Genomic DNA, 13,654 nt, shown 5'->3' on the forward strand with positions numbered 1-13,654 from the left:
CCCCCCCCCCCCGCGTTCAGAATACTATATCGCGCATAATCGCGGGAGCGGTACGCAGATCTGGACGAGAAGCGCGACGGTCCGGCTTTCGGCCGTACGCGCCCCTCGTCTCGTGGACGGAGCACCGCGGCTGCAGGCGGCCTCCCACCGTCGGGGGCAGCGATTCCGACGCGTGCAGCATCGTCGTCCCGAGTACCGCCGGAAATCGCTTCGAGCGGTCGCCTTCGCAAGGGTCCCGGCGTCTCCGCGCGGCCGTCGAACTCCCGTTAGATTGATAACCACTGCGCGCTTCGATCAACTCAGGGATCCCGGTCGCGAGTTAATAACCAGTTTGTGTGCCAACAAATCAGTGTTATGTGCCCGGGCCCCTGTTTAGACGGTGAGACGCATCTCTGTCATCCCGACTCGTAGGTGAGCGAGCGGAGGCGCGCGGCCGACAGCTAGACGGCGAGAAGCGCGTCCGCGGGCAGACGCTCGTGCGGAAGTCACGTCGACGAGAGCGCGAGAGACGTATCCGGACAAGCGCGTCCTCACCCACTTCAAGCAGCCGCACTACCCGTTTCTCGGAGAGACCGGGGAAGCGATGCCCACTCGGGGATCGAGTGGACGAAGCGGCTGGTCGAGGAGGGCGAGTCCTCCCGCGACGACCCGACGGTGTGGACTCTTGCCTCGGCGGGCGAACTCGACGAGGAGACCGTTCGAACCGCCTACGACGAGAACTTGGAGTTGGTCCTCCCCCACGTCGAGTAGCTCGTCGACGGAAGCGAGGGGCGGATCGTCGTCACCTCGGACCACGGCAACCTGATCGGCGAGCGGATCGCTCCCCTGGACGGGAAACGGTACAGACACCCCTAGGACACGGACGTCGACGCTCTGCGGGTATTGCCGTGGTTCGTCGTCGAGGGAAGCACCCGCCGCCGGATCGAATCGGAGCCGCCCAGAGAGAACGAGGATATCGACGGGTCCGTCGTACGGAATCGGCTATCTGATCTGGGCTACGTGGATCTCTGAGGGGACATCCGGAGACGTTCCGACCGGAATACCGCGTCGAACACGCGATTTAGATATCGGGTTGAACCGCTGTCAGCGGTCGCATTCGGCCGATTGCGCGGAGCGGCCGCCGTGCGAATCAGTACCGTCGATACTAGACGTCGACGTGACAGTCCGGGCTGTACGATTACCCGACGACGTCGAGCGAACCGTCACCAGTGACGTCAACCCCCTTCGCCTCGTACCTCGCGACGCCGCGGTCGATCTCGACGCGCTCGAACCCCTCTCCCTGTTCCGGTAGACGAACATCCGCGGGACTTCCCCGCCGTCCAGTCCCATCTCGGCGACGAGCAGGTCCGGTCGGCCGTCGCCGTCGAAGTCGGCGGCCTAGATCGTGTGTGGGTTGTACAGGTCGTCGTCTTCGCCCATTCCCGCGAGCGGGAGGCAGTCGAGTAACACCTCGCGCTCGATCAGCATCGATCCCGTCCACATCGGGAACGTCTGGAAGGCCAGCGCTTCCTCTAAGAAATCGCCGGACACGTTGGGCTTCGGGTACCATCGCTCGTCGCCCCTGAGGACGCCACAGTACGAGACGCCGACCTCCGGGCTCTCCCGAAGCACCGCTGCCGTCCTCGTCAGTTTTCCCTCCAAGAGCCTGTCGTCGTCGTCGTCGAGGAACTGGACGGACTCACCCGTCGACGACCTGATGCCGGTCGTCAACGCCGCCTTCCAGTTGCCGTTCTCCTCGCGGATCACGCCCCGAACTTCGTCGTACTGTTCTATGAGCGGCTCTGCGGCTCCTTCCCCGAGTCGTCGACGACGATCACCTCGACCGGCTTGTACTCCTGGCTCAGCGCGCTTTCGATTGCTTCCGGAAGGACATCGTTCCGGTAATAGGTGGGGATAATCACCGAAATTTTCGGAGCCATATTTCGCATTTAGAAGTCGAGTAGTTTGTTAGAAACCGTAAACTTCGAATTAATATGTTCTTTTTCAGACCAACCCGAGGGTAACAGTGATATAATTCGATTTCGTGAGCGAGCGGCCGTCCACAACGGATTCCGGCGGCTCTCGGATCGGCGGTGTACCGATCCGAACCCCGATTACGACGTTTACCGATCCGAACCCCGGATACTCAGTCCTGCGAACGCGCCTGACCGGTCGCGAACCGATCGCGCCGGATCGCACCGACCGACGGCCGGCGTTCGGTTCGCGGAGTTGCCGACGGCGGGCGGTCGATCGTCTCGACCGACGCCGACGACTTTCGCCTTCCGTGACGGTGACGCGGGGCCCGCCGACACTGCGGCCTTGTCGTACGAGGCGCACGCCGTCGACACCGCGTCGCTGTCGTCGCCGGGACCACGCGATTACGACCGTTCCGTCGCCGAGAGGGGTTCGAGACGGTGGCCGCGGTAGGACAGTCATAACGGTCAGTCGGCGTTCCCGAGTCCCGCCGTCCCGCGCGTTCGGTCGCGAAAGGTTCCGCATTACAATGGTCGCCCGTGTGACAAGGGTGGGCATGGATAGAGACGTCCTCCACGGGGCGAAAGCGCAGTCAGACGTGTGCGTCAGCGGCGTTGTCCGTCGCGCCGGCGGCCCCGTTCGTCGGGCACCGGCACGCGCCGCAGGAGTGAAGCGATGAGCGCCCTCGAACAGGCGGTCGTCCTCGCGGCCGGGGAGGGGCGGCGCGTCAGGCCGCTCACTCGCTACCAGCCGAAGCCGATGCTCCGGGTCGCCGGGCGGCCGATACTGGAGTACCCGCTCGACGCCGTGGTCGACAGCGGCGTCGACCACGTCGTCCTCGTGGTCGGCCACGGGCGGAACCGGATCCAGAACCGGTTCGAGAACTCCTACCGCGGGGTCGACCTCACCTACGTCACGCAGTCGACGCAGCTGGGGAGCGGGCACGCGCTGGAGGCCGCGGCCGACCGCGTCGACGGGGAGTTCCTCGTGGTGAACGGAGACAACGTCATCGACGAGACGATGGTGCGGGTCACCGCCGACCGGTACGCGGAGTCGGACGCCGCCGCCTGCCTCGCGGTCGTCACGTCCGACCGAACCGGCGAGTACGGCACGGTGGGCGTGAAAGACGGGGTCGTCGATCGGATCGACGAGCACGGCGACGGCGCGTCGGCGCGGATCAACGCCGGCGTGTACGCGTTCGACCAATCGGTGTTCGACGCGCTCGACCGGACGGAGTACGAGGACGGAGAACGTCCGCTGACCGGCGCGATCGCCGAGCTGGACGGTCCCGCGATCGCCGCGACCCCGAACGGCGTCTGGTTCGACCCCTCCTACCCGTGGGAGCTCCTCCGAACGAACGAGCGGATCCTCTACGCCCATCCGACGCTCGCCGGCGTCACCGAACAGGTGAAGGAGTCGGCGCGGGTCCACGAGTCGGCCGTCGTCGGCGAGAACGTGCTGATCGGACCGGACTGCAAGGTGTCGGCCGGCGCCGTCGTGAAGGGCGGCACCTGTCTCCTCTCCAGTACGATCGTCGGCGAGAACGCGGTGATCGAGGGGTCGATCGTCGGGCCCGACTCCCGCGTCGGCGCGAACGCGCTGCTCCGAGACACCATCGTCGGCGGCGGCGCGACTATCGGCGACGGGACGGTATCGCCGGGGCGCTCGGCCACGCTCGTCGTCGACGGGGTCGAGTACGCGGACCGTCGGCTCGGGGGCGTCGTCGCGGACCGCGCCACCGTCGGCGCCAACGTCACGATCACCCCGGGCTGTCGGATCGGGCCGCGCGGGACGGTCGCGCCGGGTATCGCGCTCCGTCGCGACGTCCCCGAGAACGCGGAGGTGGTGGCGTAATGTGCGGAATCACCGCCCGCGTCGGCGAGGGGCCCGCGATCGCGGAGCTCCTCACCGGGCTCCAGAACCTGGAGTACCGCGGCTACGACTCCGCGGGGGTCGCCACCGTGACGGCCGACGGGATCGACGTGGTGAAACACGAGGGCAAGATGGACGTCCTCTGCGACGCCGTCGACCGGTCGGCCGTCCGCGGAGCGACGGGGATCGGACACACCCGGTGGTCCACGCACGGGCCGCCGACCGACGCGAACGCGCACCCCCACACCGACTGCCTCGATCGGGTCGCGGTCGTCCACAACGGGATCATCGACAACTACGCCGAACTGAAGACGGAGTTGTCCACCCACGAGTTCACGAGCGACACCGACACCGAGGTCGTCCCGCACCTCTTAGAGGAGTTCCGCTCGGCCGGCTACGGCCCGGAGGAGGCGTTCAGACGGACGATCGATCGCCTCTCGGGAAGCTACGCCATCGCCGCGGTGTTCGAGGGCTCGGACACCGTGTTCGGCACGCGAAGCGGGTCGCCGCTCGTGCTCGGCCGCGCGTCCGACGCGTACTACCTCGCGAGCGACGTGCCGGCGTTCCTCGAGTACACCAACGAGGTGGTCTACCTCCGCGACGGCGACGTGGTCGCGATACACCCGGACGGGCACGCGATCACCGACACGGACGGGGAGCCCGTGGAGCGCTCGTTCGAGACGGTCGACTGGGACCCCAACGACGCCGGGAAGGGCGGGTACGACCACTACATGCTGAAGGAGATCCACGAGCAGCCGGCCGCGCTGCGACAGACGATCCGGGGTCGCATGGATCCGCTGGAGGGCCACGTCGAGTTCGAAGAGCTCCCGGACGACGCGTTCGACGGGGTCGAGTCGGTCCACCTCGTCGCCATGGGTACCTCGCACCACGCGGCGGTGTACGCGACGACGCTGCTCGCGGACCGCGGGATGCCTGCGCAGGCGTTCCTGTCGGGAGAGTACGGCTCGAACCCGCCGCCGGTCGACGACAGCACGCTCGTCATCGCCGTCACGCAGAGCGGCGAGACCGCCGACACGCTCTCGGCGATACGGAGCATCCAGGGGACGGGCGCCCGCACGCTCGCCCTGACGAACGTGGTCGGGTCCACGATCACGCGCGAGTGCGAGCACACCGTGTACATCCGCGCGGGCCCGGAGATCGGCGTGGCCGCGACGAAGTCGTTCTCCTCGCAGGTGGCGACGCTGATCCTGCTCAGCGAGCGGCTGAGCTACGACACGAACGGCGCGAGCCCGCGCGAGTCGAGCAAGCTGCTCAGCTCGCTCGCGGCGCTGCCGGACGACGTCCAGCAGATCCTCGACGAGCCGGACGCGGAGTCCGTCGCCGCCGCGTACCGGGACGCCGAGTCGTACTTCTTCATCGGGAGGGGAGTCGCGCATCCGGTGGCGCTCGAGGGCGCGCTGAAGTTCAAGGAGATCACGTACGACCACGCGGAGGGGTTCTCGGCCGCCGAGCTCAAACACGGTCCCCTCGCGCTCGTCACCGAGAACACGCCGGTGTTCGCCGTCTTCACGGGACGGAACGACACCAAGACGCTGCACAACGCCAAGGAAGTGAGCGCGCGCGACGCGCCCATCATCGCCGTGAGCGCCGACAGCAACGCGAAGATCGACGACTACGCGGACCACGTGCTTCGGATCCCGGACACGCACCAGGACGTCGCCGGTATCCTCGCGAACGTCCAGCTCCAGTTAGTGTCGTACATGGCGGCCGAGGAGCTCTCGCGCGCCATCGACAAGCCGCGGAACCTCGCGAAGAGCGTCACGGTCGAGTGAGGCGGTGGCCGGGCGAGCGCGCGGTCCGTCCGCGAGGGCCGACGCGCGGTCCGTCCACGGGCCGAAACGCGCGATCCGCACGCGGTGGACCCTCGGCCGGACCCGCGAGGGTCGGACGCGCGCTCACGAGCGACGAGGATTGGTCCGCCAACCGGCGTATTAACACGTTGTTAACGAGTTTAATCGGGGGAAACGTCAGCAGGACCCGGATTCGATCCGAGTCGCGGTCGACGTTCTCATATCGAGATAACACCGACGAGTAAGGTCATCGAGAATTAATTTCCGTATATCTAAGATAGGTGTATGCGTAACGTTTGTCGATGTCAGCGGGAAAATCAGGGTCACTCGGCAGCCAACCGACGGGGGGAACAGAACGCGATTCGTCGGAAGCGGACGTCGCTAACCTCGACGACATCGGAAAGACGTCGCGCTCGGACGGCGCGGAGTTAACCAAGGGTGAAATATTCGACCTGTTGAAGAACCGGCGGCGACGGATGGTTATCCATTTCCTACGGGAGAACGACGGCGAGTCGGTGCTAAACGACCTCGCCGAGCACATCGCTGCGGAGGAGAACGACACCACCGTCCGGCAGCTCTCCTCGGACCAGCGGAAGCGCGTCTACATCGGGCTCTACCAGTGTCACCTCCCGAAGATGGACTCGCTCGGGGTGATCGACTACGACAAGAACCGCGGGACGATCGAGCTGCAGGCGTCCGTCGCGCAGCTGTTGGAGTACATGGACCTCGACGAGGACGACCGGGAGGACGCGGAGGAGACGGAGCGGACGTGGGCGGTCCCCGCCGTTGCGGGCTGCGTCACCGTCCTCGTCACGGCGGGCGCCGTCGGTCTCGGCCCGCTCGCCGCGGTGCCCGCCGCGACGTGGACGCTGCTCAGCGTCGTCGGCATCCTCGCGATCGTCGCCCTGCAGTACGCGGGCTGACCGCGAGCGCGGGCTCAGTCGCTGACGAGGTGCGCGAGGAAGTGGTACTCCCGCTGTTTGACTTCCGTTTCGTAGTACTGGAACGCCGCGAGCAACAGCAGCGCCGCGGCGAACGCGACGCTCGTCACCGGCGGGGCGATCCCTACCAACTGGACGACGGCGAGCGCGCTGCCGACGATCGCGAGCGCTCCGTAGTACACCGGCCATCGTCTGCCGGGCTCCGACTCGGTCTCTAGGATCGCTTCGACCTCTTCGATCCGGTCCGTCAGCGACACCGTCTTCGTGTCGCTGTCGTACCTGACCAGGCCGACCTCCTCGAGCTTCGGAACGTGCGTCTGGTACAGCGAGATGTAGAACCGCTTGACGATGTCGTCGTCGACCTCGTCCTCGCTCTCGGCCTCGGCCGTGTCGCTCGCGAGGTCCCGCAGCACCGCCTCGCCGCCGCGCCGGTGGAGATGGTACAGGATCAGCCGTCGCCGCGAACTACTCAACACCTCGAACACCTCGTCTTTCGTGATTTCCTCCATGGGTTCAAAACTCCGCTTCGCGCGCGGACGACGGACAGGGTTCCTGCGATTGGCTTGGCTGAATGGGTACCCGATCAACCCATACTTAGTTTGTTATCACCCCCATATCGGCGCTATTCTCTGCCTGATTGCCCGCTTCTATGCCGAGACGGCGACGAGCGAAGCGGGCCCCCGACTCCGAGCGGTCCCCCGGATCGACGCGAGCGGATGACTGAAGCGAGGCGATCAGAGCCGAGCGTCGGTCCCGAAACGATCGCGGATCGACACGTCACGCGCAGCGGGTGACCGTCCGGGAAACGGACGAAGACGACGGAAACGCGGCGAACGACGATCGGTCGACGGCGAGGGCCGCGGCGGGCGGCTCCGCACCGGAACCGTGGGAGAATTCGGGCGATACCGGTGGGTGAGGCAGTGTATAACAAAGCCCGTGTCAGCGTCTTGTCGTGGTATGCGCCGCCGGGAGGATCCGAGCGCGGACTCGACCCGGGGACCGATACGAAGCCTCCGATAATGACAACTAGCACGCTTCGAACGAAGCGGAACCGACGGACTCTGCCCCCCCGACACGGAGCGGACCGATACGCGGACCGCGTCGAGAGGCGAGAGTGACGATGTACGACGGCAACGCCGTCGGGGTCGTCGTCCCGGCGTACAACGAGGGCGGTCACGTCGGCGAGGTGATCGAGACGATCCCCCGCTACGTCGACCGGATCTACGCGATCGACGACGCGTCGACCGACGAGACGTGGGAGGAGATACGCGAACACGCAAGGCGCCGGAACGAACGGGCGGCGACTCAAAACGGGACGGGCGGAACCGGGGAGGAGACCCGGGTGGTGCCGATCAGACACGAGCGGAATCGCGGGGCCGGCGCGGCGGTGAAGACGGGCTACGCTCGCGCGCTCGACGACGGAATGGACGTGGTCGCCGTCATGGACGGCGACGGTCAGATGGACCCCGCACACCTCGAGCGGCTCATCGAGCCGGTCGCGGCCGGCGAGGTGACGTACGCGAAGGGGAACCGGCTCCGGTCCAGCCGCGATTTCGCCTCGATGTCGCGCTGGCGGCTGTTCGGGAACCTCCTGCTCACCATGCTGACGCGCGTTTCGAGCGGCTACTGGGAGCTGTCCGACCCGCAGAACGGGTTCACGGCGATCTCAAACGAGGGACTCCAGATCGTCCGCTTCGACCGACTGTACGACCGGTACGGCTTCCTCAACGACCTCCTGTTCGCGCTAAACGTGAACCGGCAGCCGATCGCCGACGTCTCTCACCCGGCGCGGTACGGCGACGAGCGGAGCACGATCCAATACTCGACGTTCGTCCCGCGCCTCTCGGCGCTGATCGCGCGGAACTTCCTCACCCGGATCGGCCGGTCGTACGTCCTCCGGCGGTTCCATCCGCTGGCGGCGTGCTACTCGCTGGGTGCGGTCGTGCTGCTCGCCGGCGTCACCGCCGGCGGCTACTCCGTGTGGAGCGCCGGCGTCGACACGTTCCTCGGCGGAATGGTGTCGTTCGTCGTCGCGACCCTCGGACTCCTGTTGGTGTTATTCGGGACGTGGCTCGACGTCTCGGAAAACGAGGGACTGGTTCACGACATCGGCTCGGTCGGGATCGACGGGAGCGGTCGCTTCGGGGCCGCCAACGAGGACCGAGGACTGGACGTGGCTCACGACGGCGGAACGACCGGCGACGGCACGGAGGCCGACGGGCGATGACGGAGGTCGCGTTCGTGCTCGGCACCGAGTCCGAGGCGGTCAGGCTCGCGCCCGTGATCCGGGCGTGCGAACGACGCGGCGTGGACCACGCGGTGATACACACGGGAGAGCACGGAGCCGAGACGCTCGAACGGTCGGTGTTCGACGGGTTCGACGTCCCGAGCCCCGATATCGCGCTCGACGTCGGCTCGGGCCCGCACGGGAGACAGACCGGGACGATGCTGGCCGCGATCGAGCGGGCGCTCGCGGAGACCGACCCGGCGGTCGCGGTCGTGCACGGGGACACGAACAGCGCCCTGGCCGGCGCGGTCGCCGCGAGCAAGATGCGTCCGAAGGTCGCCCACGTCGAGGCCGGGCTCCGGAGCTTCGACCGGTCGGCGCCGGCGGAGACGAACAGAGTGATCGCGGATCACGTCGCCGATTACCTGTTCGCCACGACGGAGAAGGCCCGGTGGTATCTCGTCCGCGAGGGCGTCACGGAGCTGCGGATCACCGTCACCGGGAGCACGGCGGTCGACGCCCTCGAACGCGTCCGCGACCGCTCGCGCCCGGAGCGCGAGGTACTCGACGAGTTCGGGATCCGAGCGGGCGGGTTCCTTCTCGTCGACGTCCGCCGGCGGGGGAACGCCGACGACCCGGGGCGCTTCCGTGCGGTTCTCGACGGCGCCGCCCGTGCCGGGAGCGCCCACGGCTTGGAGGTCGTCCGTCCGGTTCGTCCGCGTGCTCGCGAGCGCTCAGGGGAGGTCGTCCCCGACGGACCCGCCCCGGTTCGGACCGTCGAGCCGCGGCGATACGCCGCGTTCGTGCGGCTCCTGTCGGCGTCCGCGGCCGTCGTCACGGACTCGAGTTGCGTGCAGGAGGAGGCGTGTATCCTCGGGACCCCGTGCGTGACCGTGCAGAACGCCACCGAGCGGTCGGAGACGACGGAGGTTGGCGCGAATCGGCTCGGTGCGCGCGATCCCGACGGCGTCTGCCGTTCGGTGACCGAGGCGCTCGAGTCGGACGGCGAGTGGGAGAACCCCTACGGGACCGGCGGGGCCGCGGAGCGCGTCCTCGGCGCGCTTCCCGTGGACGCGGAACGCGGGGAGATAGTCCGGTGAGAGCGGTCCGGCGTTCGGTTCCGGTCGCGGGTTAGCTCGGAGCGCTCGCCCGGACGGTTCGGTCCCCGGTCACGGTGACGAAGCAGCCGGCCATCCGGAAGGAGACGGAGAGGTCCATCGAGTCGCTGCGTTGGGCCTGCTCGACGAGGCGCGCGAGCGATTCGACGTCGAGGACGTCGTACAGTCGGTCGTCGATCCGTTCGGGTTCGATACCGCGTTCGTCCGCGACGGTCGTAACGATATTCCAGCAGAGGGTGTCGACGATGTCCGGTGTCATGTGCGTGGATGTATGCAACGGCTACGGGGGCATCTCCGTTGTGTCGACGTGTATGGCATGTCAATCGAGCGTGCACTACACACGTAGTATCACGTCAAGCAGTGGCGCAACGTCGGGACGGGCACGTCGGCCGCGTCGCCCCCGTCGCGGGCGCCGTCCATCTGGGGCGCCGCCCGTTCGGAGCGTCGCCCGTCCGGAGCACCGCTCTCGGTTCGCCCGACTAACCGTCTGCCCGCACTCCGTTCCGACCGCCCGGCCTACCGCCCGCCAGCCAGCCGGCTCGCGACGCCGTCCCGGTCCGAGCGTATCCGCTCCGCGAGCTCGGAGACCTGCGCCAACACGGGGTAGCGAGGCCCGTCCGTCGGCTCGTACAGGTACTCGTAGAAGGCGTGCTCCCCGTCGACGTCGACCGCGGAGTCCGGCGTCATGGGCGGGTCCGTGAGCGCCTCCTGTCGCTCGGCGGCGATCCCGTCGCACTCGCGTTCGAGCTCTTCGAGCCGCCTCCAGACGTCGATCGCCGCGTCGGTGCCGGCCCCGGAGACCCCGTCGAGGTGTTCGAGGAGCCGGCGGCGGCGGCGGTCGACGCAGGAGAGGTCGTTCTCGAACGACCGCAACGCCTCGATCTCCTCGCCGATCGCCTCGGCGAGCGAGGAGCGCGCGTCGGCCGCGTGTCGGCTCCGACTGACGAGCGCCGACTGCGCCGCCTCGGACAGGGTGCCGTTCGACGCCAGCGCCGTCGCCGTGTCGGGACCCAGCTCCGCTGCGAGGCTCTCCGGGACCGTCTCGTCGTACTCCTCCCTGTAATGCGGCACCGACATCACCGTGTCGCGGTACGCCGCCAGCACGCGCCTGAGTTTGACGTCACCGTCGGCGCGGTCGACCGTGCGAACCGCCGCCATCTGTCCGTCGAATCCCGACGGCGTCGATCCGGTCGGCGCCGGATCGAGCGCGGAGACGCGGTCAGCGAACTCCTCGAACGCGTCGCGCTCCGCGAGGACGCGCCGCTGCTCGTGCTGGCCGGCGTCGGCCGCCTCGCGGACGTACGCGAACGCGAGGAACGCCGCGAGCCCGACGACGACCGCCCCGACGACGACGGTCGGCTCGGTCGCCGCCGCGCCGACTTCACACGAGAGGGTCGTGCACTCCCCCGTCGCCGCCGGGTCCGCGCTGGGGATCCGGAAGGCGTTGGCGGAGCCCGAATACACGCTCATTGGATCCGTTAACACGGTGCACACACAAAGCACTTACGTCCGATTCACGGCGGAAAGAAGACGATCCCTCGCGCCGCTGCTGATCGGGCTCACCTGACGAGGGGTAAGGCGCGTCGGAAGCGGTCCCGAGAAGCGGACGGTCCGGCTACTCGACGACGCCGTCGTCGGTGATCACGGTGTCGATCATCCCGATCGGGGTGGCGTCGTAGCTCGGGTTCTCGATCTCGACGTCCTCGACGGGTTCGCGCATCACCTCGACGGCGTCGCGGAACTCGTTCTCGAACCGGAACTCCTCGATCGTCTTCGCGCCCGAGCCGACCGCGGTCACCGGCACCTCGAGCTCGCGCGCGGTGACGACCACGGGGAACGTTCCGATCCGGTTGTAGTAGGTGCCGCCGGTGATGCAGGTGATCCCGAGGAGGACGCGGTCGCAGTCGCGCAGGGCGTACCCCATCGCGCTGTCGACGACCATGTGGACGTCGACGCGGGGTATCCCAGCGAGGACGCGCGCCGTCTTGCGGCCGAGCGTGCGCGGGCGCGCCTCCGTGACGTAGACGGTCAGGTGCGCGCCGTCGCGGGCGGCGTCCTCGATGGACTCCAGCACCGTCGTCGAGTAGTCGTGGACCAACAGCGTGTCGCCGTCCTCGATGCGTTCGGCCGCGTTGGCGGCGGCCTCCCCCTTCGCCGTCTCGATGTCGTCGGCGACGCGGTCGATGGTCTCCTGCAGCAGCTGTTTGGCGTCCTCGACGCTGGTCGGCTCGCCGATGATGGAGCGCTCGACGTCGCGCATCGCGTTGTGAAGCGCGGCGTGAGAGGGGTTCGACCGGCGAAGCACGCCCGCGTTGTGTTCGAGGTCGCGCTCGAACTCGTCGACCGTCACGTACTCGCGGTCGAGCAGTTCCGCGAGCGCGCGCGTCGCCTTCACGGCCACCGCCGACGTGCTGTGAGTCCGCATCGCCCGGATCTCGGCGACGGTCTCGTCAATCATACAGATACCGTCGTCGCGGCCGTTCAAAGGGGTTCCGGGGTTTCGTCGGTCGATCCGAGCGAGCGGATCCGACTGGCGACGAGATCGGCGTGTTCCATCACAGACAAGTGCGGTGGCGCGTGCCTGCGAGCGGGCCACCGGCCCGCGAGGAGCACGCGCGAGGGAGTCGGCCGGCGCTCGTAAGCGCCGGCCGACGAGGCTGGGGAGGTATGAGGCTGGGTGCGGTCGCGGTCGGGGAGGACTCAAAGGGGCAGTCGCCGGCGGCTCCGTCGCCGGCTGCCAGAGGCGCGAAGCGCCTCGCGGCTGGGACTTTGGAAGTGTTCACAGTTGGAACACAGACAACTGCTTATAAGCGAGCGGCTGGTGGTTTGAAGAAGTTCCGACGATCGAAGGGGGCCGAATCCGAAACGACGTGCTCCGCGACGTCTCAGGCGTACTTCGCGACGATGTTGAGCACGTCGTCGAGCTCGTCGCCGTCGAGCGAGTAGCGCTCCTGGGCGAACACCGAGCGCAGCTCGGTGCGGTCTTCGGGGAGGAGGTCGGCGATCTTCACGGCGGTGGGGACGTCGATCTGCTCCAGTTCCGTCAGCTCCTCGACGAGCTCGCGGGACTCCTCGGCGTCGAGCCGGGCGAACCGGTTGACGTGCTCGATCGCGCGAGCGAGCTCGTAGCGGAGGTCGCGTTCCTCGTCCTGGGCGCGCTCCGCCTCGATGTCCACGAGGACCTCCTTCGCCTCGGAGACGGTGACGTACTCCTCGTCGACCTTCTCTTTGAAGATCGTCATCTCAGTTCTGCTGGGCGCTCATGTGGGCGGCGCGGACGATGAGCGTCTTCGTCTTCCCGCCGTCCGAAATCTCGACTTTGAACGCGGCGCCCTGCTTGCCCACGACGGTGCCGGTCCGGCCGTCGAAGCGCGGGTGGAAGCGACCCTCCTGCACGCTGGGGTCGATCTTGAGGTGGACCTGCGAGCCCGACTCGAACTCCTGGATGGCTCGCTGCGGCGGCGACGTGCCGCGGTCGCGCGGTTTGTTCGAGAGCTTGTCGCGGGTCGCCTTCTGGGGCCCATTGGAACTCGGCATGGTCTTGGGCTACGTTCCGCTGCCGCAGGTATAAATGGTGCGTTACGGCCGCCGCCCGAGAGCGGGTACCACACGGCGGTGGCGCCGTCGCGAGCGGGGGATCTCACGGCGACGACCGCCTTCGGATCCCCCGGCGACAGCACTTCCGACCCCCCGGCGACAGCGACCACAGAGCGGGGGGTCCGAAACGCTCCG

Annotated in this window: 13 protein-coding genes; 5 read left to right on the forward strand and 8 right to left on the reverse strand. The window is 67.9% G+C overall.

Annotated features, from left to right (window positions below; all coding sequences use genetic code 11):
• Positions 1–1,377 precede the first annotated feature (1,377 nt).
• Together DJ75_RS01950 and DJ75_RS18835 are read right to left on the reverse strand one after the other, a co-directional pair.
• The gene (locus DJ75_RS01950; RefSeq protein ID WP_217900325.1) at positions 1,378–1,746 is read right to left on the reverse strand and encodes a hypothetical protein; all 369 of its coding nucleotides are present in this window, start codon (positions 1,744–1,746) and stop codon (positions 1,378–1,380) included.
• A 23-nt stretch (positions 1,747–1,769) separates the two neighbouring features.
• Positions 1,770–1,901: a glycosyltransferase gene (locus DJ75_RS18835; RefSeq protein WP_217900324.1), complete on the reverse strand. Its 132-nt coding sequence runs from the start codon at positions 1,899–1,901 to the stop codon at positions 1,770–1,772.
• A gap of 727 nt (positions 1,902–2,628) precedes the next feature.
• Between DJ75_RS18835 and DJ75_RS01955 the strand changes: the two genes are divergently transcribed.
• The 3 genes from DJ75_RS01955 to DJ75_RS01965 all read left to right on the forward strand — a co-directional run bounded on the left by DJ75_RS01955 (position 2,629) and on the right by DJ75_RS01965 (position 6,559).
• Entirely contained in the window at positions 2,629–3,807 is a 1,179-nt protein-coding gene (locus DJ75_RS01955) for a sugar phosphate nucleotidyltransferase (protein ID WP_094522196.1), read from the forward strand.
• Positions 3,807–5,618, forward strand: a complete 1,812-nt coding sequence (glmS, locus tag DJ75_RS01960) for a glutamine--fructose-6-phosphate transaminase (isomerizing) (RefSeq protein WP_094522197.1) — start codon at positions 3,807–3,809, stop codon at positions 5,616–5,618. The genes DJ75_RS01955 and glmS overlap by 1 nt, the downstream gene beginning before the upstream one ends.
• A 494-nt stretch (positions 5,619–6,112) precedes the next feature.
• The gene (locus DJ75_RS01965) at positions 6,113–6,559 is read left to right on the forward strand and encodes a hypothetical protein (RefSeq protein ID WP_249269061.1); all 447 of its coding nucleotides are present in this window, start codon (positions 6,113–6,115) and stop codon (positions 6,557–6,559) included.
• A 14-nt stretch (positions 6,560–6,573) separates the two neighbouring features.
• Here the strand turns inward: DJ75_RS01965 and DJ75_RS01970 are convergent, their stop codons facing one another.
• Positions 6,574–7,086: a hypothetical protein gene (locus DJ75_RS01970; RefSeq protein WP_094522199.1), complete on the reverse strand. Its 513-nt coding sequence runs from the start codon at positions 7,084–7,086 to the stop codon at positions 6,574–6,576.
• A 611-nt stretch (positions 7,087–7,697) separates the two neighbouring features.
• Here DJ75_RS01970 and DJ75_RS01975 point away from each other — a divergent pair.
• Positions 7,698–8,804 carry a glycosyltransferase family 2 protein gene (locus DJ75_RS01975; protein WP_094522232.1) on the forward strand — a complete coding sequence of 369 codons (1,107 nt, stop codon included), beginning with the start codon at positions 7,698–7,700 and terminating at the stop codon, positions 8,802–8,804.
• Positions 8,801–9,904 carry a non-hydrolyzing UDP-N-acetylglucosamine 2-epimerase gene (gene wecB, locus DJ75_RS01980; RefSeq protein ID WP_094522200.1) on the forward strand — a complete coding sequence of 368 codons (1,104 nt, stop codon included), beginning with the start codon at positions 8,801–8,803 and terminating at the stop codon, positions 9,902–9,904. Before DJ75_RS01975 ends, wecB begins: the two co-directional genes overlap by 4 nt.
• Positions 9,905–9,935: 31 nt before the next feature.
• Here the strand turns inward: wecB and DJ75_RS01985 are convergent, their stop codons facing one another.
• The 5 genes from DJ75_RS01985 to DJ75_RS02005 form a co-directional block, all read right to left on the reverse strand.
• Positions 9,936–10,181 (reverse strand): HalOD1 output domain-containing protein, encoded by a 246-nt coding sequence (locus DJ75_RS01985; protein ID WP_094522201.1) that lies wholly within the window; start codon positions 10,179–10,181, stop codon positions 9,936–9,938.
• Between the two features lie 257 nt (positions 10,182–10,438).
• Positions 10,439–11,392 (reverse strand): hypothetical protein, encoded by a 954-nt coding sequence (locus DJ75_RS01990; RefSeq protein ID WP_094522202.1) that lies wholly within the window; start codon positions 11,390–11,392, stop codon positions 10,439–10,441.
• Positions 11,393–11,537: 145 nt separating this feature from the next.
• The gene (locus DJ75_RS01995) at positions 11,538–12,380 is read right to left on the reverse strand and encodes a translation initiation factor eIF-2B (protein ID WP_094522203.1); all 843 of its coding nucleotides are present in this window, start codon (positions 12,378–12,380) and stop codon (positions 11,538–11,540) included.
• Positions 12,381–12,807: 427 nt separating this feature from the next.
• Positions 12,808–13,164: an RNA polymerase Rpb4 family protein gene (locus DJ75_RS02000; protein ID WP_094522204.1), complete on the reverse strand. Its 357-nt coding sequence runs from the start codon at positions 13,162–13,164 to the stop codon at positions 12,808–12,810.
• Position 13,165: 1 nt separating this feature from the next.
• The gene (locus DJ75_RS02005; RefSeq protein ID WP_094522205.1) at positions 13,166–13,459 is read right to left on the reverse strand and encodes a 50S ribosomal protein L21e; all 294 of its coding nucleotides are present in this window, start codon (positions 13,457–13,459) and stop codon (positions 13,166–13,168) included.
• Positions 13,460–13,654 lie beyond the last annotated feature (195 nt).

Source organism: Halorubrum sp. Eb13, from assembly GCF_002252895.1.
Lineage (GTDB): Archaea > Halobacteriota > Halobacteria > Halobacteriales > Haloferacaceae > Halorubrum.